The sequence below is a fragment of the Bacillus thuringiensis genome, assembly GCF_001455345.1.
Classification (GTDB): domain Bacteria; phylum Bacillota; class Bacilli; order Bacillales; family Bacillaceae_G; genus Bacillus_A; species Bacillus_A thuringiensis_N.
In genome coordinates this window covers 237,501-260,000 of record NZ_CP013274.1, presented here as the reverse complement: position 1 = coordinate 260,000, position 22,500 = coordinate 237,501, and the positions used below count along the sequence as shown (strand labels likewise).

The following is a 22,500-nucleotide window of genomic DNA, read 5'->3' as shown; positions in this document are numbered from 1 at the left end:
TAACCTGTTAAATTCAGTTTATCGAAAGAACGTATAGTTAATGTGTTAGGCTTATACTTTGATAAGAAGTTCGCATTCTTCTCTTTATTTGTAGCCAATACATCTCCCGATGCATTTACCGTCTCTACTAAATGAGGGTTATCTTGCAAAAATTCTTTTTCTTGTTTCGCATTTAACGCATAGTTATAAAAATAATTCCCGACTAACATATACACAATCGCTAGAAGGACTAAGATTACTATAGTAATTATACCTATCTTTTTCATATTATCTCCTTTTTAAAAATTAAATCTCCCTATATTAAAGTACTTCAAAAAACAACTGTATTATTTTAACACACCGATAGATTGCTTCCACAAAAAATAAAATAGAAAATCTTAAACTACACATCGAAAATGATGAAAGAAATTGAATATAAAAGGATAACTTGAGGCTGATAAGAGTTTAGAAACACAAAAAAGACGAGTCATTCTGACTCGTCTTACAGTTGCTTGGCGACGTCCTACTCTCACAGGGACAAGGTCCCAACTACCATCGGCGCTAGAGAGCTTAACTTCCGTGTTCGGTATGGGAACGGGTGTGACCTCTCTGCCATCATCACCAAACTATGAAGGCATATTCCTTCAAAACTAGATAACATTTGCTACATATTATATGGTTAAGTCCTCGATCTATTAGTATTCGTCAGCTCCACATGTCACCATGCTTCCACCTCGAACCTATCAACCTGATCATCTTTCAGGGATCTTACTAGCTTACGCTATGGGAAATCTCATCTTGAGGGGGGCTTCATGCTTAGATGCTTTCAGCACTTATCCCTTCCGCACATAGCTACCCAGCTATGCCCTTGGCAGAACAACTGGTACACCAGCGGTGCGTCCATCCCGGTCCTCTCGTACTAAGGACAGCTCCTCTCAAATTTCCTACGCCCACGACGGATAGGGACCGAACTGTCTCACGACGTTCTGAACCCAGCTCGCGTACCGCTTTAATGGGCGAACAGCCCAACCCTTGGGACCGACTACAGCCCCAGGATGCGATGAGCCGACATCGAGGTGCCAAACCTCCCCGTCGATGTGGACTCTTGGGGGAGATAAGCCTGTTATCCCCGGGGTAGCTTTTATCCGTTGAGCGATGGCCCTTCCATGCGGAACCACCGGATCACTAAGCCCGACTTTCGTCCCTGCTCGACTTGTAGGTCTCGCAGTCAAGCTCCCTTATGCCTTTGCACTCTACGAGTGATTTCCAACCATTCTGAGGGAACCTTTGGGCGCCTCCGTTACACTTTAGGAGGCGACCGCCCCAGTCAAACTGCCCACCTGACACTGTCTCCCGGGTCGATAAGACCCGTAGGTTAGAATTTCAATACAGTCAGGGCGGTATCCCACCAGCGCCTCCACCGAAGCTAGCGCTCCGGTTTCAATGGCTCCCGCCTATCCTGTACAAACTGTACCAAAATTCAATATCAGGCTACAGTAAAGCTCCACGGGGTCTTTCCGTCCTGTCGCGGGTAACCTGCATCTTCACAGGTACTATAATTTCACCGAGTCTCTGGTTGAGACAGTGCCCAAATCGTTACACCTTTCGTGCGGGTCGGAACTTACCCGACAAGGAATTTCGCTACCTTAGGACCGTTATAGTTACGGCCGCCGTTTACTGGGGCTTCAGTTCAGAGCTTCGCTTACGCTAACCCCTCTCCTTAACCTTCCAGCACCGGGCAGGTGTCACCCCCTATACTTCGCCTTACGGCTTCGCAGAGAGCTGTGTTTTTGCTAAACAGTCGCTTGGGCCTATTCACTGCGGCTTTCCGTTAAGAAAGCACCCCTTCTCCCGAAGTTACGGGGTCATTTTGCCGAGTTCCTTAACCAGAGTTCTCTCGCACCCCTTAGGATTCTCTCCTCGCCTACCTGTGTCGGTTTGCGGTACAGGCACCTTTTATCTCGCTAGAAGCTTTTCTTGGCAGCGGGGAATCAAAGACTTCGCTCCATAAGGAGCTTCCCCATCACAGCTCAGCCTTCACGATAAGCGGATTTGCCTACTTATCAGCCTAACTGCTTGGACGTGCACAACCAATCGCACGCTTCTTCTATCCTTCTGCGTCCCTCCATTGCTCAAACGATAAAGAGGTGGTACAGGAATATCAACCTGTTGTCCATCGCCTACGCCTGTCGGCCTCGGCTTAGGTCCTGACTAACCCTGAGCGGACGAGCCTTCCTCAGGAAACCTTAGGCATTCGGTGGACGGGATTCTCACCCGTCTTTCGCTACTCATACCGGCATTCTCACTTCTAAGCACTCCACCAGTCCTTACGGTCTGACTTCACTGTCCTTAGAACGCTCCCCTACCACTGATACCATTGGTATCAATCCGCAGCTTCGGTGGTGTATTTAGCCCCGGTACATTTTCGGCGCAGAGTCACTCGACTAGTGAGCTATTACGCACTCTTTAAATGGTGGCTGCTTCTAAGCCAACATCCTAGTTGTCTAAGCAACTCCACATCCTTTTCCACTTAATACACACTTTGGGACCTTAGCTGGCGGTCTGGGCTGTTTCCCTTTTGACTACGGATCTTATCACTCGCAGTCTGACTCCTAAGGATAAGTCATTGGCATTCGGAGTTTGACTGAATTCGGTAATCCGATGAGGACCCCTAGTCCAATCAGTGCTCTACCTCCAAGACTCTTACACTTAAGGCTAGCCCTAAAGCTATCTCGGGGAGAACCAGCTATCTCCAGGTTCGATTGGAATTTCTCCGCTACCCACACCTCATCCCCGCACTTTTCAACGTGCGTGGGTTCGGGCCTCCATTCAGTGTTACCTGAACTTCACCCTGGACATGGGTAGATCACCTGGTTTCGGGTCTACGACCACGTACTAAACGCCCTATTCAGACTCGCTTTCGCTGCGGCTCCGCCTCTTCAGCTTAACCTCGCACGGGATCGTAACTCGCCGGTTCATTCTACAAAAGGCACGCCATCACCCATTAACGGGCTCTGACTATTTGTAGGCACACGGTTTCAGGATCTCTTTCACTCCCCTTCCGGGGTGCTTTTCACCTTTCCCTCACGGTACTGGTTCACTATCGATCACTAGGGAGTATTTAGCCTTGGGAGATGGTCCTCCCAGATTCCGACGGAATTTCACGTGTTCCGCCGTACTCAGGATACATTCAAGAGAGAACGAAGTTTCGACTACGGGGTTGTTACCCTCTACGACGGACCTTTCCAGGTCGCTTCGTCTACCTCGTTCCTTTGTAACTCCGTATAGAATGTCCTACAACCCCAAGAGGCAAGCCTCTTGGTTTGGGCTATGTTCCGTTTCGCTCGCCGCTACTCAGGAAATCGCATTTGCTTTCTCTTCCTCCAGGTACTTAGATGTTTCAGTTCCCTGGGTCTGTCTTCCTTACCCTATGTATTCAGATAAGGATACCATACCATTACGTATGGTGGGTTTCCCCATTCGGAAATCTTCGGATCAAAGCTTACTTACAGCTCCCCGAAGCATATCGGCGTTAGTCCCGTCCTTCATCGACTCCTAGTGTCAAGGCATCCACCGTGCGCCCTTTCTAACTTAACCAAACTAAAAATTAAAAAATATGAGCTACACTGTTATCTAGTTTTCAAAGAACATACATTTATATATGAGAGATAGTTCTCTCAAAACTGAACAAAACGAAACACGGAAACTTATATTGATGAACAGCGTTCATCAATTCTCCATAGAAAGGAGGTGATCCAGCCGCACCTTCCGATACGGCTACCTTGTTACGACTTCACCCCAATCATCTGTCCCACCTTAGGCGGCTGGCTCCATAAAGGTTACCCCACCGACTTCGGGTGTTACAAACTCTCGTGGTGTGACGGGCGGTGTGTACAAGGCCCGGGAACGTATTCACCGCGGCATGCTGATCCGCGATTACTAGCGATTCCAGCTTCATGTAGGCGAGTTGCAGCCTACAATCCGAACTGAGAACGGTTTTATGAGATTAGCTCCACCTCGCGGTCTTGCAGCTCTTTGTACCGTCCATTGTAGCACGTGTGTAGCCCAGGTCATAAGGGGCATGATGATTTGACGTCATCCCCACCTTCCTCCGGTTTGTCACCGGCAGTCACCTTAGAGTGCCCAACTTAATGATGGCAACTAAGATCAAGGGTTGCGCTCGTTGCGGGACTTAACCCAACATCTCACGACACGAGCTGACGACAACCATGCACCACCTGTCACTCTGCTCCCGAAGGAGAAGCCCTATCTCTAGGGTTTTCAGAGGATGTCAAGACCTGGTAAGGTTCTTCGCGTTGCTTCGAATTAAACCACATGCTCCACCGCTTGTGCGGGCCCCCGTCAATTCCTTTGAGTTTCAGCCTTGCGGCCGTACTCCCCAGGCGGAGTGCTTAATGCGTTAACTTCAGCACTAAAGGGCGGAAACCCTCTAACACTTAGCACTCATCGTTTACGGCGTGGACTACCAGGGTATCTAATCCTGTTTGCTCCCCACGCTTTCGCGCCTCAGTGTCAGTTACAGACCAGAAAGTCGCCTTCGCCACTGGTGTTCCTCCATATCTCTACGCATTTCACCGCTACACATGGAATTCCACTTTCCTCTTCTGCACTCAAGTCTCCCAGTTTCCAATGACCCTCCACGGTTGAGCCGTGGGCTTTCACATCAGACTTAAGAAACCACCTGCGCGCGCTTTACGCCCAATAATTCCGGATAACGCTTGCCACCTACGTATTACCGCGGCTGCTGGCACGTAGTTAGCCGTGGCTTTCTGGTTAGGTACCGTCAAGGTGCCAGCTTATTCAACTAGCACTTGTTCTTCCCTAACAACAGAGTTTTACGACCCGAAAGCCTTCATCACTCACGCGGCGTTGCTCCGTCAGACTTTCGTCCATTGCGGAAGATTCCCTACTGCTGCCTCCCGTAGGAGTCTGGGCCGTGTCTCAGTCCCAGTGTGGCCGATCACCCTCTCAGGTCGGCTACGCATCGTTGCCTTGGTGAGCCGTTACCTCACCAACTAGCTAATGCGACGCGGGTCCATCCATAAGTGACAGCCGAAGCCGCCTTTCAATTTCGAACCATGCAGTTCAAAATGTTATCCGGTATTAGCCCCGGTTTCCCGGAGTTATCCCAGTCTTATGGGCAGGTTACCCACGTGTTACTCACCCGTCCGCCGCTAACTTCATAAGAGCAAGCTCTTAATCCATTCGCTCGACTTGCATGTATTAGGCACGCCGCCAGCGTTCATCCTGAGCCAGGATCAAACTCTCCAATAAAGTTAGTTTGTCTAGCATCTAAAAATAAAAATTGACGTTTCACGTTGTTTGTTTCGTTCAGTTTTCAAAGAACTTGTCTGTCGCTCATTTGCGACTTCCTTATGTTAACACTTTCAACTTTCAATGTCAACTAAGTTTTTCATTTCGTTTGTCGCTTTCGATGTTAATGTCATCGGCGACTTGTTCTATATTACACCTCTAATCTCTAACCGTCAACATGTTTTTCTAAAAAAATATAAAAAGACTTATCCCTTTTAAAATAAGCCTTTTTATCATATACCATTCTATTCATTTATTATCTTTCTATAATTGGTAACGAGACGATAAATTGAATAATACCATCCTCATATTCGGCTCGAATACTACCACCTTGTAATTCAACAATACTTTTCGCAATTGCCAATCCAAGGCCCGATCCTTCTGTTACTCTACTTCGAGATTGATCTTTCTTATAAAAGCGTTCAAACAAACTCGCTAACTCTTCTCTCGTAAACTCTTCACTATGATTTGCAATTACAATTTGTATATCCCTGCGCTGCCTTTGAAGAGAAACCTTTATCTCCCCATCATCTTTACTATACTTAATCGCGTTCATTAATAAATTATCAAATACACGGACCATCTTTTCCGAATCAATCGCTGCATAGGTACGTTCCTCAGGAAACTTCTTAACAAAAGTAAGGCCATGCTCTTCCGCCTGCGGTACTAACTCTTCTATTAATTGCTCCAATAACTCATTTATACAAACCTCTTGTTTTTCCAATACAACTTGCTCATTTGTTAACTTCGTATACTCAAATAAATCTTCTATTAAATTCTTTAACTGCTCCGACTTCACAAAAGCTATTCTCGTATACTCATCATGTTGTTCCATATTCTCGTATTTAGAATCTCGAAGTAATCGTAAGTACCCCATAATAGAAGTAAGGGGTGTACGCAAATCATGAGATACATTTGTAATAAGCTCATTCTTTTGCTTTTCTAATTTACGTTCCTTTTCTATATTATTCATAAGCTCTTCTGCCATATTATTAATATTCTCAGTTAAAGACGCAATCTCATCTTCACCTTTCTTCTCAATACGGTACGCTAAGTTGCCTTTTTCTATTTCCTTTACACCTTCTGCCATCGCTTCAATTTGCTTCATCTTTCTCTTTGTTATATAGAAGAAAGAGAAGATGAACACGAGTACACCAATTAAAAATGGAAATGGTCCTTCTTGCGTATCATACATTACTACACCATCTGGTATTCCACTAACGAACATATATAAATTCTTATCTTCTATTGTAATAGGTGAAAAAGCTATAAATTCTTTTCTCGTATTTTCAAATACATCTCGACCATTTGAATAGTTAATCGCAAATGACGCTGCATTACGAATCGTATTATGCAAATCGATTTGCTCTTCTTGTGCCTGCTTCGTTTTATATAAAACTTTACCACTCTCATCAGTAACCAGTATTTTTAAAGCGCTAGATCCTCGCTCTAAATTTTGGTTCTCCATTTCGATCATATTGGATATAGCTTCTAATTTATTTTCATGAACCGAACTATTTGCGGCTCCTTGAGCTTGATGATTAATTTGTTCCATACCAGCTCGATAATCGATAGTCGCTTTACGATTTGCATTCTCAAAAAATGGTGCAGCTGCCTTTGCTGACAAAACTCCTAATAACGCACAAGCAGCAAAAGTAGTAATCAATTGAATTCTTATACTCTTTCGTACGCTCTTTACTAATTTCTCAATTAATTGTCTTGTTTTCCTTACATAAGTAAATGGATTAAATATCTTTTTCAATCTTATACCCCACTCCCCATACTGTTTTTATATATCTAGGCTTCCTTGGATTCTCCTCAATCTTTTCACGCACTTTCCGAATATGAACCATTACCGTATTATCCGACTGGAAAGACCTTTCGTTCCAAACCTTTTCATAAATTTGCTCTGCACTAAAGACCATTCCCGGATTACGGGCTAGCAATTCTAAAATTGAAAATTCCCTCGGAGTCAGTTTCACTTCTTCTCCATCCACAATAACTTTATGGGTTGAGATGTTTATTTTCATCTCTCCAATTTCTAGCTCGTCCTCATTTTGTATAGCGAAACCATTCATTTTCATATAACGACGTAACTGAGATTTAATTCTTGCGATTAACTCTAACGGATTAAATGGTTTCGTCACGTAATCATCTGCACCTGTTGTTAATCCTAAAATCTTATCCATATCTTGCGTTTTCGCGGAAAGCATAATAATTGGCATTTCTTTTTCTTCCCTTACTTTCATACACATATGGATACCGTCTACTTTCGGCATCATAATATCTAATACGACTAGGTGTACTTCATTTTCTTCTAGTAAACGTAATCCTTCTTCTCCGTCCCCTGCTTGCAACACCTTATATCCTTCATTCTTTAAATAGATTGTAATAAGATTCCTAATTTCTTTTTCATCATCTACGACAAGTATTGTTTCGTTTGCCACAATATCTCCCCCATCATTTTTTTAATCCCTAACTTCTATTATAGGAAAACTTCTGAAGAAAAACGCTCGGAAATCCTTAAGATTTTCTGAAGACGCAAAAAAGGTCTAGACTCCCCTTAAGTCTAGACCTTTCAAAAAACCCCTTTTATTTACGAACGTAGATGAAATATAGTACAAATAAAACTCCCATAACATACATAATTGGATGAATCTCTTTACGACGACCGCTTACTACCATTGTAATTGGATAGAAGATAAACCCGATCGCAATTCCTGTCGCAATACTATACGTAAGTGGCATTGAAATGATTGTAAAGAATGCTGGTACTGCAATCTCGAATTTCTTCCAATCAATCTCTCCTAAAGAAGAAACCATCAAGATCCCTACAATAATTAATGCTGGTGCCGTTACAGCTGGTGTTACAACACTTAGTAATGGTGAGAAGAATAGTGCCAGTAAAAAGAATCCTGCTGTTACAACTGCTGTAAATCCAGAACGTCCACCCGCTGCTACCCCTGCAGAAGATTTAATATAAGACGTTGTTGTTGATGTACCCAAGATCGCACCAATTACAGTTGCAATCGCATCTGCAAATAACGCTTTTCCTGCACGTGGTAATTTATTGTTCTTCATTAATCCTGCTTGATTCGCAACCGCTACAAGCGTACCTGCTGTATCAAAGAAATCGATAAAGAAGAACGTTATAATAACAATCACCATTTGAACAGTGAAAATGTCTCCGAAGTGCGTTAACGCCACACCGAACGTTGGTTCTAGACTAGGTATTGCTCCCACTACAGCTTTCGGAGTATCAATTAATCCTGTTGCTACCCCTAAAATCGCTGTAAGAATCATACCGTAGAATACCGCACCATTAACTTTCTTAATCATGAAGATGATTGTCGTAACAACCCCGAAGATTGCTAGTAACGTTGTGCCCTTTGTTAAATCCCCCAATCCAACAAGAACAGCATCATTTTTCACGATAATTCCGGCATTTTGGAATCCAAGGAAAGCAATGAACAATCCGATACCTGCCGCTACTGCAAACTTTAACTCTGATGGAATTGCATTAATGATTTTTTCACGAATACCTGAAGCAGTAAGAATAATAAAGATAATACCTGACATTAACGTTCCAGCAATTGCTGTCTGCCACGGAATTCCCATCGTTAACACTGCCGTATAAGCAAAGAACGCGTTAATTCCCATACCTGGCGCTAAAGCAATTGGATACTTTGCGAAAATCCCCATAATTAACGAACCAATCGCTGCTGCTAATGCTGTAGCAACGAATACTGCACCTGGATCCATTCCTGTACCTGCCGGTAACCCTTTAACATTGCCAAGTGACAGCGTAGCAGGATTGACAAATAGTACGTAAGCCATAGATAGAAATGTCGTTAAACCTGCTATGAACTCTGTTTTATAATTCGTGCCGAGTTCATCAAACTGAAAATAGCGTTTCATCTTACGTTTCCCCCGTTATATGATTACTCGCCGTAATCTCCCTAGCCCTCTTTTATCTATTAAAAATAAAAAAGGCTTCCATTGCATATACATGGAAGCGTTCTATGAATAAAGACAAGTTTCCCCTCATCTTTATCAAAACGCCTCGTAGTCAAGCCATTTACGGTAGCTAGGTAGAAACTTTCGGGCCATATCCCCGATATTATACGACGGCATAATATTCACTTTTCGTTTGAATTACATACTCATATTAACTCTTGAATGTAGTTTTGTCAATTTAAAAACGAACATTTTTATAAACCTTTGTATTTTCGTTCGTATTAAGAGCAAAATACAAAAGATCCATCTATGCATGAGCAATAGATGGATCTTTTTTTATAATACTATTCCCACTCAATAGTTGCTGGTGGCTTACTTGTTATATCATACACGATACGGTTAACGTGTTTTACTTCGTTTACGATACGTACAGAGATTTTCTCTAATACGTCCCAAGGGATACGTGCCCAGTCAGCTGTCATACCGTCGATAGATGTTACTGCGCGGATACCTACTGTGTAATCGTAAGTACGCTCATCACCCATAACACCTACGCTACGCATACCAGGAAGCGCAGTGAAGTATTGCCAAACTTCGCGGTCTAAGCCCGCTTTAATAATTTCTTCACGTAAAATCGCATCAGATTCACGAACGATTTCTAATTTCTCTTCTGTGATTTCACCTAATACACGAATACCAAGACCAGGGCCTGGGAATGGTTGACGCCATACGATTTCATCAGGAATTCCTAGTTCTGATCCTAATACACGTACTTCATCTTTAAATAACGTGTTTAAAGGCTCAATTAATTTGAACTGCATGTCTTCTGGAAGTCCACCAACGTTATGGTGAGATTTAATTGTTTGTGCAGTTGCAGTACCACTTTCAACGATGTCTGTGTACAGTGTACCTTGTGCTAGGAAGTCCATTCCTTGTAATTTAGACGCTTCATCATCAAATACGTAAATGAATTCGTTACCGATGATTTTACGTTTTTGTTCTGGATCTTCTACACCTTTTAACTTGTTCATGAAGCGTTCTTTTGCATCCACTTTAATAACGTTCATATGGAAGCCTTCGCTAAATGTTTTCATAACACCTTCTGCTTCGCCTTTACGAAGTAAACCGTGGTCAACGAAAATACATGTTAACTGGTCGCCGATTGCTTTATGAATTAATACTGCTACAACAGAAGAATCTACACCGCCGCTAAGTGCGCACAGTACTTTTTTGTCTCCAACAGTTTCACGAATTTTTTCTAATTCTACTTCGATAAAGTTCTCCATGTTCCATCCTTCAGAACAACCACATACGCCGAATACGAAGTTTTTAATTAAATCGTTACCGTGCTCAGAGTGACGTACTTCTGGGTGGAATTGTACACCGTATAAGTTTTTCGCTTCATTGCTCATACCAGCAATTGGGCAAGACTCACTTGTCGCGTCTACTACGAATCCTTCTGGTAAACCAGTTACTAAGTCGCCATGGCTCATCCATACAACTTGCTCTTCTGGAAGGTTCGCATATAATTTTGATTCGTTCTCTACTTTCAGAACAGCTTTTCCGTACTCACGGTGGTTTGCACGCTCTACTGTACCACCGAATTGTTGTGTCATAAGTTGCATACCGTAACAAATACCGAAGATCGGTAATCCTAGGTCAAAGATTTTTTCATCACAATGTAATGCACCTTCACCATATACACTATTTGGTCCACCAGAAAAGATAATCCCTTTTGGATTCATTGCTTTAATTTCTTCTGCAGTAATTGTGTGTGGATGAAGTTCACTGTATACACCGAACTCACGAATTCGACGTGCTATTAACTGATTGTATTGACTCCCAAAATCTAAAACGATAATTGTATCATGCTGCTTCTTCAAAATAATCACCCCAACGTTAGTTCTCGTATATAAATATTTTCACCAATTTGGCGAAAAGCATTACCAATATAATAAAAAAAGCCAGTCCTCCGCCTCTAGTCTCATAACAAAGAAAAGGCAGGGGTCTGGCTTTATAAAGAAAGATAGTATCCGCTCTTTATAAATATAAGACACACTGCCTTCATAGTCAGGTTGTTTACGGTAACCCGGTAGAGACTCTCAAACCTTATCTTTGAGGATATATGAAGGATCGTTTTATATTATCTTCCTAGATTCTAACAATGAAGTATCAATATGGTCAAGAGAGAAAGCGACAAAATTCTACAGAAATTCATTTCCTTTTCTAAAAAACATAAAAAAACATCCATTTCTATATAGAAATGGATGTTTTTTTAGGCCAAACGGAATTACATCATTCCGCCCATACCGCCCATGCCCATGCCGCCCATGTCAGGCATTGCTGGTGCATTTGGTTCTGGTTTGTCAGCTACTACAGCTTCAGTTGTTAAGAACATAGCTGCAACAGATGCTGCGTTTTGAAGTGCAGAGCGAGTTACTTTAGCTGGATCTACGATACCAGTTTCAAGCATGTTAACCCACTCGCCAGTAGCTGCGTTGAAACCAACGCCTACTTTTTCGCCTTTTAGACGCTCTACAACTACAGATCCTTCTAGACCAGCGTTGATTGCGATTTGGCGAACTGGCTCTTCTAGTGCGCGAAGTACGATGTTGATACCTGTTGCTTCGTCGCCTTCAGCTACGATAGAAGCTACTTTTGTGTATACGTTCATAAGTGAAGTACCACCACCTGCAACGATACCTTCTTCTACTGCTGCACGAGTTGAGTTAAGTGCATCTTCAATACGAAGTTTGCGCTCTTTTAACTCAGTTTCAGTTGCTGCACCTACTTTAATTACTGCTACGCCACCTGCAAGTTTTGCAAGACGCTCTTGTAATTTTTCACGATCGAATTCAGAAGTTGTTTCTTCTAATTGCGCACGGATTTGACCGATGCGAGCTTCGATTTGTTGTGTATTTCCGATACCTTCAACTACAGTTGTGTTTTCTTTCGTTACAACAACTTTACCAGCGCGTCCTAAAGATTCAACTGTAGCAGATTTTAAGTCACGGCCTAATTCTTCAGTGATTACTTCGCCACCAGTTAAGATTGCGATATCTTCTAGCATTGCTTTACGACGGTCACCAAATCCAGGAGCTTTAACAGCTACTACATTGAATGTACCACGAAGTTTGTTCACTACTAATGTAGCTAAAGCTTCGCCTTCTACATCTTCAGCGATGATAAGAAGTGGTTTACCTTGTTGTACCACTTGTTCTAATACTGGTAAGATTTCTTGAATGTTAGAAATCTTTTTGTCAGTGATTAAGATGTATGGGTTATCAAGAACTGCTTCCATTTTGTCAGAATCAGTAATCATGTAAGGAGATGCATATCCACGATCAAATTGCATACCTTCTACTACGTCTAATTCTGTTGTGAAACCTTTAGATTCTTCTAAAGTAATAACGCCGTCGTTACCAACGCGCTCCATTGCTTCAGCGATTAATTGACCTACTTCTTCGTCAGCAGCAGAAATAGCAGCTACTTGTGCGATAGAAGATTTACCTTCGATTGGTTTAGAAATCGTTTTTAATTCTTCTACTGCAGCAACGACAGCTTTTTCGATACCTTTGCGAAGACCCATTGGGTTCGCACCAGCTGTTACGTTTTTAAGACCTTCACGAATCATAGCTTGTGCTAATACAGTTGCAGTTGTTGTTCCGTCACCAGCTACATCATTTGTTTTGCTAGCAACTTCTGCTACTAATTTCGCACCCATGTTTTCGAATGCATCTTCTAATTCAATTTCTTTTGCGATTGTTACACCGTCATTTGTAATAAGTGGTGAACCGAATTTTTTCTCAAGAACAACGTTACGACCTTTTGGTCCAAGCGTTACTTTTACTGCATTTGCAAGAGTGTCGACACCGCGAAGCATCGAACGACGTGCTTCTTCACTAAATTTAATATCTTTTGCCATAATAATTGACCCCCTTGGATTTTGTAAGATTTATATAATTAACCGATAACTGCTAAAATGTCACTTTCACGTAAAATCAAGTAGTCTGTACCTTCATATTTCACTTCAGTACCTGCATATTTTGAGAAGATGATAAGATCACCTGCTGCTACCTCTAAAGCAACACGCTCACCATTTTCAAGCACTCGACCAGTACCTACTGCAATAACTTTACCCTCTTGTGGTTTTTCTTTTGCTGTGTCTGGTAATACAATACCACTTGCTGTTTTTTCTTCCGCTTGAACAAGCTCAATTACAACGCGATCACCTAATGGCTTTAGCATGAACAATAACCTCCTCATTTTGTTATGTAAATTTTATTTATTAGCACTCAAGTCACCCGAGTGCTAACACACTTATAATAATAAATAATCTCAATTTCTTTTGCAAGTAAAAAAATCATAATTTTTTCGCAAATTAAGCTATAAACTTTTCTATATAGAGTTCCTCTTCTTCTACCTTTACTATATGAATCGTTGTTTCCACTACTCGTATGTTACAATATGAAAGGACACCCTAAGTTGTTTTCGCTACATACACAACTTTCTCCTGTCTTCTATTATAATTTCAAATAAGGATTTACAAAAAAAACATAATTTAAGTAAGGTTTATATCGTAGGTAGCATATGTACATGTTATCCTACCTTATCTCATACACTAGAGTTAGAAAGGATGGTTAAACCATTTGAAAAAACAATATTGGTGGGTTATCGTTACATACATTTTAATGCAGTTATCATCAATTGCTGGATTACCACTTCTCCTGAAAACTGGACTTTATGATAACAGGGGATTTACTAGGGAAGAAAAATTTCAACTCATAACTGGTCACTGGGCAATCATTAGCTTCTTTATTGCATTATGTATCGTACTTTGGTTACTTAGAACAGATATTCGCGACAGATATTTAGATACAAAGCGTTCTACTGTTCCAGCTACGATTGGTTGGATTTTTATCGGGTTCTTCTTAGCATTTTTCTCGCAAAGTATTGCTGGTATGATTGAAATGTATGTATTAGGTATTAAACCTGGATCTGAAAATACAGCAAGACTTATGGATATCGCAAGAACGACACCTTGGTTCCTTATCGTCATCTCTATAATAGGACCTATTTTGGAAGAAATCGTATTTAGAAAAATTTTATTTGGTACACTTTATAAGAAGTTTAACTTCTTTATTGCCGCTATCATTAGTTCCCTTGTATTTGCGGCGATTCATTTTGATTTTACTCACTTATTGGTATACACTGCTATGGGGCTCGTATTCGCCTTCTTATATGTAAAAACGAAGCGTATTATCGTTCCGATTGCAGCTCATGTTGCAATGAATACATTAGTTGCAATTGCTCAAGTTTTAGTGAGTAACGAACAAATTCAAGAAATGATTAAAGAAGCTGAAAAAATGCAAGGCTTTATCGGAGGATTTTTAGTATGAGAAACTCACCATTGTTCATGGCTGCATTGTACTTCCTTCTAGGATGTATCTTTACACGCTTCGCCATTACGAACGTAACAGATACAATTTGGAATATGTGGACAATACTATTTGCAGTTATGGCAACGATTGATTTTAATTTGGCACTTCGCCTTATCTTAGTTAAATTCACAAAGAAAAAACAATAATAAAACGCAGAGGTCGCTTCCTCTGCGTTTTATTGTGGATAATTTTTTAAAAAGTAAACAAGTGTTTGTAACTCCACTGCTAAATCAATATGATGAATTCTTATATTGTCTGACACATTTAAGCGTGCTGGTGTGAAATTTAAAATACCATGCACGTTCGTTTCTGCCAATCTATCTGCTACAGATTGTGCTACTGTAGCGGGTACTGTTAATATTGCCACTTGTATATCAGTTGATAAACGTTCTTCTAATTCATCTAAATGATATACAGGAATGCCCCCGATTTCTGTTCCGACTTTCTCTTCACTAACGTCAAACGCCATTTCAATTTTTGTATTATTGTTTTTCGTGAAATTATAATGTAAGAAAGCGGTCCCTAAATTACCTACTCCAATAAGCGCTACACGTGTTATATCATCTTGGTCGAGTGTTTCACGGAAAAATGATAATAAATAATTTACGTTATATCCATATCCTTTTTTCCCTAACGCTCCAAAGTATGAGAAATCTCTTCGAATTGTTGCGGAATCAACCTTTACCGCTTCACTTAATTCGGCTGATGAAACACGTTGCTTACCAGACAGAGATAAGTTTTGGATAAATCGATAGTATAGAGGCAATCTCTTAGCAGTGGCTTGTGGAATTTTCTGCTGCTCCATATAACCTCTCCTCTCTTCCTATCTTTATTCATATGCTTTAATCAAATACAGAAGTTTAGCACTTATTAAATTCCTTGTATAATAGAAAGAAGAAGTATTCTCTCTGTATTTTAAACTATACACTATTTTTAGTATGATTGAGAAATATAAACATGGCAAAGTTAAGAAATTATTTGAGGTGAAAACATTGATTTTATTACAAGTAAACGCGCTTTCGAAATTATACGGTGCAGAAACGATTCTTGCAAACATAAAATTGGAAGTTCAAACGAAAGATCGTATCGCATTAGTCGGACGAAATGGAGCCGGAAAATCTACATTATTAAAAATAATAGCTGGTGAGCTATCTCATGATGGTGGCGAAATTATAAAACCGAAAGATGTCTCAATCGGATATTTGGCCCAAAATACCGGGTTAGAAACGTCTTTAACAATTTGGGATGAAATGTTAACCGTCTTTACACACTTGCAACAAATGGAGACAAAACTTCGAAGGCTAGAGCAAGAGATGGGAAAAGAAGAAAACTTTTCAACCGAGGCTACATATGAAAGATTATTAGCTGATTATGACCAATTGCAATTAGATTATAAAGACCAAGGTGGCTACCAATATGAAGCAGATATCCGTTCGATTTTAAGTGGTCTTGGCTTCCCAGTTGAAACGCACCAGACGACGATTTCCACATTAAGCGGTGGACAAAAAACACGATTAGCTCTCGGTAAATTATTATTAACGAAACCAGACCTACTTATTTTGGACGAGCCTACAAACCATTTAGACATCGAAACATTAACATGGCTTGAACAATATTTACAAGGTTATCCTGGCGCAATACTAATCGTTTCCCATGACCGTTATTTCTTAGATAAACTCGTTACACAAGTATATGAAATTTCGAATAAAGAAAGTAGACGATTTGTTGGTAACTACAGTAAATATTTAGACTTAAAATCAGCACTATACGAGCAAGAAATGAAACGTTATGAGAAACAACAAGATGAAATCGCTAAGCTGGAAGACTTCGTTCAAAAAAATATAGCTCGTGCATCTACGACAAAACGTGCGCAAAGCCGTCGTAAACAATTAGATCGAATGGAATTATTAACAAGACCATTAGGTGATTCTAAGTCAGCTTCCTTCCACTTCGATATTGAAAAACAAAGTGGAAATGACGTTTTACAAGTAAAGGATGCAACCATCGGATATAATGAGGATCCGATTATTGAACATGTAACAATGCGCTTAACTCGCGGGGATAGTGTTGCTTTAGTTGGTCCAAACGGAATTGGAAAATCCACATTATTAAAATCACTTGTGAATAAGTTACCCCTATTAAATGGTGATGTTTCTTTCGGATCCAATGTATCTGTTGGCTATTATGATCAGGAACAAGCTAACTTAACATCTTCTAAGCGCGTATTAAATGAATTATGGGATGAATATCCTCTGCAACCTGAAAAGGAAATTCGCACGATACTAGGTAACTTCTTATTCACAGGGGATGATGTACTAAAACCAGTATCTTCTCTGAGTGGTGGACAAAAAGCTCGGTTAGCTCTTGCAAAACTTATGATGCAAAAATCAAATTTATTAATTCTCGATGAACCTACGAACCATCTTGATTTAAATAGTAAAGAGATTTTGGAGAATGCTTTAATTGATTATCCAGGTACTCTTCTATTTGTCTCACATGACCGCTACTTTATTAATCGTGTAACGACAACCGTTGTTGAGTTATCAACAGAAGGTGCACAGGAGTATTTAGGGGATTACGATTACTACGTTGCAAAGAAAAATGAGATGATCGAACGTGCGGAATTAGAGCAAGAAGATGAAGCACCGGTTCAAAAGACAGTTGCACAAGAAAAATTAAATTATCTCGAAGAAAAAGAGCGCAAAAAATTAGAACGTCAACGTACTCGAAAAATTGAGGAGCTAGAACAAAACATTGTAGCATTTGAAGAAGAAATTGCTACGTTAGAAGATCAACTTTGCTTACCAGAAATATATGCAGATTATGAAAAGGCTAGTGAAATTACAACAAAAAAACAAACACTACAAGAGCAACTCGATGCTTGTATGGCAGAATGGGAAGAATTACATTTATAAGAGTATGAATAAGGAGGATGTCTCATAAGTCGGGATTTTTGACTATGTGACATCCTTTTTGTTTTCTAGAGCGAAGCAACATCATCGTACATGAACATTTTTTGAATATGTCCATCGTAACTGGAACTATATCAACGATTCGACACCAAGTATCGATTTACCGACAAAGTTTGACACCTGTACCAATTCGCAAATTAAAAGAAGATTATCTCGAAATATCTTTCAGATATTCACCATTATTTTATTTCCCGAAAAAGGATATATTCAAAGGTCAGACTTCTTTTGATTTATCCACAACGTTATACACATATCCACCTTTAATATATAAACAAAGAAATAACTTTTCCACATTATCCACAATAACTAAAAAAGTTATTAACATTTTATATACACAGTAAAAGCCACATTATCAACAGATAATATGGCTTTTATCCACAAGCTGTGGTTAATTTTGTGTATAACTATGCTTCAATATCTAATCCTGGATTTGCATTTAAAGCTAATGTAGCACGTTTTCCTTGTTCATATGCAATCGTACCTGCCGCTGCAATCATCGCTGCATTATCTGTGCATAAAGATAGCGGAGGAATAATTAGCTCAATATTTTCTTTTGGCGCAAATTCTGCCTCCAAACGTGTGCGAAGTCCTTTATTCGCAGCAACTCCACCAGCGAGAAGCAGTTGTTTTACGTTATACGCTTCTGCTGCACGAGATGCTTTCGTTACCAGCACATCTATTACACTCTCTTGGAAACTTGCTGCTAAATCTTCCGGTGCAATTTCGATTCCTCGTTGTTTTGCGTTATGCACAGTGTTGATAACTGCTGATTTCAATCCACTAAAGCTGAAATCATACGAATCCGGTTCTAGCCATGCACGAGGCAAATCGATTGTTGGTTCTCCTTCGTGTGCAAGGCGATCAATATGAGGCCCCCCTGGATATGGCATGGATAACGTACGAGCTACTTTATCATATGCCTCTCCAGCTGCATCATCTCTTGTTTCACCAATTACTTCAAATGAACCATGCTCTTTCATATACACAAGCTCTGTATGTCCACCAGATACAACAAGTGATAGTAGTGGGAACTGAACTTCTTTTACTAAACGGTTTGCGTAAATGTGACCAGCGATATGATGAACACCAACTAGAGGAATATCATGTGCAAAAGCTACTGCTTTCGCTGCATTTACCCCTATTAAAAGCGCTCCTACCAAACCAGGCCCTTCTGTTACAGCAATTGCATCAATATCATCAAATGTGATATTTGCTTCTTTTAATGCTTCTTCTAACACAACTGTAATTTCTTCTACATGATGACGGGATGCAATCTCTGGTACAACTCCGCCAAAACGTTTATGACTTTCAATTTGTGATGCAACAACATTCGCAATAATTTCCGTTCCATTTTTAACAACTGCTACTGCTGTTTCATCACAACTTGTTTCAATACCAAGTATAATCGTATTTTTTTCCATTATATATTCACCCACATTACGAGACCATCTTCCTGATTGTCTGCATAGTATCGTTTACGAATTCCACCATTTTGAAATCCGTATTTTCTGTATAACTGTTTTGCTATTTCATTTGATACACGTACTTCAAGTGTCATCGTTTTTACTCCTAGAGCTTTCGCTTCGGAAATAACTTCTTTCAATAAAGCATCTCCTAGCTTCTGACCTCTGTATTCTGGTAAAATAGCTATATTTGTTATATGTGATTCATCAATAATTATCCACAATCCACAATACCCAATTACACGCCCATCTTTTTCTAGCACAACATAATGTGCATGTTCATTCATCATTAACTCACGGTGAAAGGCATCTGCAGTCCAAGGAGTTGAAAAAGATGCTTCTTCAATAGCTACAATTTGAGCAATATCATCGAGTTCCATCTTTCTAAATATCATATCCATCTTCTGCAAGCTCCTACTTGTTTTGACTTTCTAACCACTTTGTTTCAGCTTCAGCTAAACGAAGATAACTAGGAACAAATGAGTGTACATCTTGTTCTTCTTTTTGTAATCCTAAGAATGCTAATTCACTTGGCCTTGGGTTATTTTTAGTGAAAGGAGCAAATACAGCTTGATTGCCTAGATGTTCAATAATTGTTTCTTTGTGCAATTTAACATCGTTACCAATAAATAAAACAGGCTTTCCTTTATCTTTTAACATTTGCAACCAGTCTACAATAAGGATGATTCGGTCTTCTTCTATAGAAGTTAAATTCTCTCCTTCATATGTATATAAGCCAGTATAAATCTGTCCACGTCTTCCGTCGAATAAAGGACAGATTAGGCCATTAAAATTAGCACCATTTGCAGCTACTACTTCTAAACTTGATACACCTACAATTGGTATTTGAAGTGACCAAGCTAATGTTTTTGCAGCTGTCACGCCTATGCGAACACCTGTATACGATCCTGGTCCAGCTGCTACAACAATTTTAGTTAATTCTTTCGGCTTTACACCGCACTCTTTTAACAGTTGTTCTACAGCTGGCATAAGACGTACAGAATGGTTTTTTGTTAAATTCGTAATGATTTCCCCAATTACATTTCCTTCCTCAATAAGGGATACGCCCATTACGTAATTTGAAGTATCAATTGCTAGTACTTTCATCTTGTAATAGCTCCTCACATAATCTAATATATCGGTCTCCAATTGGCTCGAGCACAATTTTTCTTGTGTCATCTCCAGCATGGAATAAACTAATTTGTAACTTTTCATTTGGTAAATATGCTTCTATTAAATGAGCCCATTCTACTACCGTAATTCCTCCACCGTAAAAATACTCATCAAAACCTAAGTCTTCTTCACTTTCTGCTAAGCGATACACGTCCATATGATATAGCGGTAATCTCCCCTTATATTCTTTAATGATATTAAAGGTAGGACTATTTACAACTCTTTTCACTCCAAGACCTTTTGCTAGTCCTTTTGTAAAAGTCGTCTTACCAGCCCCCAGATCCCCTTCTAAAATAATTACATCTTGTGCCCGGGCAAGTTCACCTAGTTTTTCTGATAATCTTTGTGTTTCCTCAGAAGATTTTGTTGTTATTTCATATTTACTCACAGACTTCACCTACTTTACTCACAATGTTCTCTGCTCTTTATTATACAGGTTTTGAATATATAAAAAAGTCCTTAGGAGTTTTCCTAAGGATAGTTTGACTGTCTTTATTAGTTTTTTGTTAAAACAAATAAAAAAATACGAAACAACATGTTTCGTTCTTTTCTTTATATAAAATGGCGGTCCCGACCGGGGTCGAACCGGCGATCTCCTGCGTGACAGGCAGGCATGTTAACCACTACACCACGGGACCATTTGGTTGCGGGGACAGGATTTGAACCTGCGACCTTCGGGTTATGAGCCCGACGAGCTACCGTGCTGCTCCACCCCGCGATGATATAAATAGCTTGGCGACGTCCTACTCTCACAGGGACAAGGTCCCAACTACCATCGGCGCTAGAGAGCTTAACTTCCGTGTTCGGTATGGGAACGGGTGTGACCTCTCTGCCATCATTCCCAGACTTTTATCATTTTAAACATTTCTTTCGAAATGTCAAGAAGAAAAATATATATTCCTTCAAAACTAGATAACATTGCTACATATTATATGGTTAAGTCCTCGATCTATTAGTATTCGTCAGCTCCACATGTCACCATGCTTCCACCTCGAACCTATCAACCTGATCATCTTTCAGGGATCTTACTAGCTTACGCTATGGGAAATCTCATCTTGAGGGGGGCTTCATGCTTAGATGCTTTCAGCACTTATCCCTTCCGCACATAGCTACCCAGCTATGCCCTTGGCAGAACAACTGGTACACCAGCGGTGCGTCCATCCCGGTCCTCTCGTACTAAGGACAGCTCCTCTCAAATTTCCTACGCCCACGACGGATAGGGACCGAACTGTCTCACGACGTTCTGAACCCAGCTCGCGTACCGCTTTAATGGGCGAACAGCCCAACCCTTGGGACCGACTACAGCCCCAGGATGCGATGAGCCGACATCGAGGTGCCAAACCTCCCCGTCGATGTGGACTCTTGGGGGAGATAAGCCTGTTATCCCCGGGGTAGCTTTTATCCGTTGAGCGATGGCCCTTCCATGCGGAACCACCGGATCACTAAGCCCGACTTTCGTCCCTGCTCGACTTGTAGGTCTCGCAGTCAAGCTCCCTTATGCCTTTGCACTCTACGAATGATTTCCAACCATTCTGAGGGAACCTTTGGGCGCCTCCGTTACACTTTAGGAGGCGACCGCCCCAGTCAAACTGCCCACCTGACACTGTCTCCCGGGTCGATAAGACCCGTAGGTTAGAATTTCAATACAGTCAGGGCGGTATCCCACCAGCGCCTCCACCGAAGCTAGCGCTCCGGTTTCAATGGCTCCCGCCTATCCTGTACAAACTGTACCAAAATTCAATATCAGGCTACAGTAAAGCTCCACGGGGTCTTTCCGTCCTGTCGCGGGTAACCTGCATCTTCACAGGTACTATAATTTCACCGAGTCTCTGGTTGAGACAGTGCCCAAATCGTTACACCTTTCGTGCGGGTCGGAACTTACCCGACAAGGAATTTCGCTACCTTAGGACCGTTATAGTTACGGCCGCCGTTTACTGGGGCTTCAGTTCAGAGCTTCGCTTACGCTAACCCCTCTCCTTAACCTTCCAGCACCGGGCAGGTGTCACCCCCTATACTTCGCCTTACGGCTTCGCAGAGAGCTGTGTTTTTGCTAAACAGTCGCTTGGGCCTATTCACTGCGGCTTTCCGTTAAGAAAGCACCCCTTCTCCCGAAGTTACGGGGTCATTTTGCCGAGTTCCTTAACCAGAGTTCTCTCGCACACCTTAGGATTCTCTCCTCGC

The 22,500-nt window shown here is 40.9% G+C and carries 15 protein-coding genes, 2 tRNA genes, 5 rRNA genes and 2 riboswitches (2 of these 24 running past the window's edge); of the genes, 3 read left to right on the top strand and 19 right to left on the bottom strand.

Annotated elements, in window-relative coordinates:
- The 10 genes from ATN06_RS01685 to groES all read right to left on the bottom strand — a co-directional run.
- Positions 1–266, bottom strand: partial view of an alpha/beta hydrolase gene (locus tag ATN06_RS01685; RefSeq protein WP_060629302.1) — the 5' portion only. 694 nt of this gene lie to the left of the window's left edge; only the first 266 of its 960 coding nucleotides appear in the window; it begins with the start codon at positions 264–266; its stop codon lies beyond the left edge, outside the window.
- 223 nt (positions 267–489) lie between these two features.
- Positions 490–605, bottom strand: a 5S ribosomal RNA gene (gene rrf / locus ATN06_RS01680).
- A 49-nt stretch (positions 606–654) separates the two neighbouring features.
- Positions 655–3,576: ribosomal RNA gene (locus tag ATN06_RS01675) — 23S ribosomal RNA — on the bottom strand.
- A gap of 146 nt (positions 3,577–3,722) precedes the next feature.
- A 16S ribosomal RNA gene (locus ATN06_RS01670) occupies positions 3,723–5,274 on the bottom strand.
- Together the 16S, 23S and 5S rRNA genes form the textbook arrangement of a ribosomal RNA operon.
- Positions 5,275–5,569: 295 nt before the next feature.
- Positions 5,570–7,075 (bottom strand): aminopeptidase AmpS, encoded by a 1,506-nt coding sequence (ampS, locus tag ATN06_RS01665; protein WP_060629301.1) that lies wholly within the window; start codon positions 7,073–7,075, stop codon positions 5,570–5,572.
- The gene (locus tag ATN06_RS01660; RefSeq protein WP_001262950.1) at positions 7,059–7,760 is read right to left on the bottom strand and encodes a response regulator transcription factor; all 702 of its coding nucleotides are present in this window, start codon (positions 7,758–7,760) and stop codon (positions 7,059–7,061) included. The genes ampS and ATN06_RS01660 overlap by 17 nt, the downstream gene beginning before the upstream one ends.
- 145 nt (positions 7,761–7,905) lie before the next feature.
- Positions 7,906–9,231 (bottom strand): NCS2 family permease, encoded by a 1,326-nt coding sequence (locus ATN06_RS01655; protein WP_060629300.1) that lies wholly within the window; start codon positions 9,229–9,231, stop codon positions 7,906–7,908.
- Positions 9,232–9,359: 128 nt separating this feature from the next.
- A riboswitch (purine riboswitch) is annotated at positions 9,360–9,461 on the bottom strand.
- Between the two features lie 153 nt (positions 9,462–9,614).
- Complete coding sequence (guaA, locus tag ATN06_RS01650; RefSeq protein ID WP_140350409.1) at positions 9,615–11,153, bottom strand: glutamine-hydrolyzing GMP synthase; 1,539 nt, start codon at positions 11,151–11,153, stop codon at positions 9,615–9,617.
- 164 nt (positions 11,154–11,317) lie between these two features.
- A riboswitch (purine riboswitch) is annotated at positions 11,318–11,419 on the bottom strand.
- A gap of 141 nt (positions 11,420–11,560) precedes the next feature.
- Positions 11,561–13,195 carry a chaperonin GroEL gene (gene groL, locus ATN06_RS01645; protein ID WP_001029997.1) on the bottom strand — a complete coding sequence of 545 codons (1,635 nt, stop codon included), beginning with the start codon at positions 13,193–13,195 and terminating at the stop codon, positions 11,561–11,563.
- Between the two features lie 38 nt (positions 13,196–13,233).
- Positions 13,234–13,518, bottom strand: a complete 285-nt coding sequence (gene groES, locus ATN06_RS01640; RefSeq protein ID WP_000917306.1) for a co-chaperone GroES — start codon at positions 13,516–13,518, stop codon at positions 13,234–13,236.
- 401 nt (positions 13,519–13,919) lie between these two features.
- On the opposite strand from groES, the gene ATN06_RS01635 reads away from it, so the two are divergent.
- Together ATN06_RS01635 and ATN06_RS01630 are read left to right on the top strand one after the other, a co-directional pair.
- Positions 13,920–14,669: a CPBP family intramembrane glutamic endopeptidase gene (locus ATN06_RS01635; protein WP_060629298.1), complete on the top strand. Its 750-nt coding sequence runs from the start codon at positions 13,920–13,922 to the stop codon at positions 14,667–14,669.
- Positions 14,666–14,857 carry a YdiK family protein gene (locus ATN06_RS01630; protein ID WP_001246201.1) on the top strand — a complete coding sequence of 64 codons (192 nt, stop codon included), beginning with the start codon at positions 14,666–14,668 and terminating at the stop codon, positions 14,855–14,857. The genes ATN06_RS01635 and ATN06_RS01630 overlap by 4 nt, the downstream gene beginning before the upstream one ends.
- Before the next feature lie 29 nt (positions 14,858–14,886).
- On the opposite strand, the gene ATN06_RS01625 is transcribed toward ATN06_RS01630, so the two are convergent.
- Positions 14,887–15,516, bottom strand: a complete 630-nt coding sequence (locus ATN06_RS01625; RefSeq protein ID WP_000437704.1) for a redox-sensing transcriptional repressor Rex — start codon at positions 15,514–15,516, stop codon at positions 14,887–14,889.
- A 187-nt stretch (positions 15,517–15,703) separates the two neighbouring features.
- Here ATN06_RS01625 and ATN06_RS01620 point away from each other — a divergent pair, with 187 nt between their 5' ends.
- Positions 15,704–17,626 carry an ABC-F family ATP-binding cassette domain-containing protein gene (locus tag ATN06_RS01620; RefSeq protein ID WP_110093201.1) on the top strand — a complete coding sequence of 641 codons (1,923 nt, stop codon included), beginning with the start codon at positions 15,704–15,706 and terminating at the stop codon, positions 17,624–17,626.
- A gap of 461 nt (positions 17,627–18,087) precedes the next feature.
- Here the strand turns inward: ATN06_RS01620 and tsaD are convergent, their stop codons facing one another.
- The 8 genes from tsaD to ATN06_RS01580 form a co-directional block, all read right to left on the bottom strand.
- Positions 18,088–19,104 carry a tRNA (adenosine(37)-N6)-threonylcarbamoyltransferase complex transferase subunit TsaD gene (tsaD, locus tag ATN06_RS01615; RefSeq protein ID WP_060629296.1) on the bottom strand — a complete coding sequence of 339 codons (1,017 nt, stop codon included), beginning with the start codon at positions 19,102–19,104 and terminating at the stop codon, positions 18,088–18,090.
- The gene (gene rimI / locus ATN06_RS01610) at positions 19,104–19,547 is read right to left on the bottom strand and encodes a ribosomal protein S18-alanine N-acetyltransferase (protein WP_060629295.1); all 444 of its coding nucleotides are present in this window, start codon (positions 19,545–19,547) and stop codon (positions 19,104–19,106) included. Before rimI ends, tsaD begins: the two co-directional genes overlap by 1 nt.
- 13 nt (positions 19,548–19,560) lie before the next feature.
- Complete coding sequence (gene tsaB, locus ATN06_RS01605) at positions 19,561–20,253, bottom strand: tRNA (adenosine(37)-N6)-threonylcarbamoyltransferase complex dimerization subunit type 1 TsaB (RefSeq protein ID WP_060629294.1); 693 nt, start codon at positions 20,251–20,253, stop codon at positions 19,561–19,563.
- Positions 20,234–20,707 (bottom strand): tRNA (adenosine(37)-N6)-threonylcarbamoyltransferase complex ATPase subunit type 1 TsaE, encoded by a 474-nt coding sequence (gene tsaE / locus ATN06_RS01600; RefSeq protein WP_060629293.1) that lies wholly within the window; start codon positions 20,705–20,707, stop codon positions 20,234–20,236. The genes tsaB and tsaE overlap by 20 nt, the downstream gene beginning before the upstream one ends.
- A gap of 174 nt (positions 20,708–20,881) precedes the next feature.
- Positions 20,882–20,957: transfer RNA gene (locus tag ATN06_RS01595), tRNA-Asp, on the bottom strand.
- A 3-nt stretch (positions 20,958–20,960) separates the two neighbouring features.
- Positions 20,961–21,037, bottom strand: a tRNA-Met gene (locus tag ATN06_RS01590).
- A gap of 12 nt (positions 21,038–21,049) precedes the next feature.
- Positions 21,050–21,165, bottom strand: a 5S ribosomal RNA gene (gene rrf / locus ATN06_RS01585).
- Between the two features lie 86 nt (positions 21,166–21,251).
- A 23S ribosomal RNA gene (locus tag ATN06_RS01580) occupies positions 21,252–22,500 on the bottom strand (it continues 1,759 nt past the right edge of the window).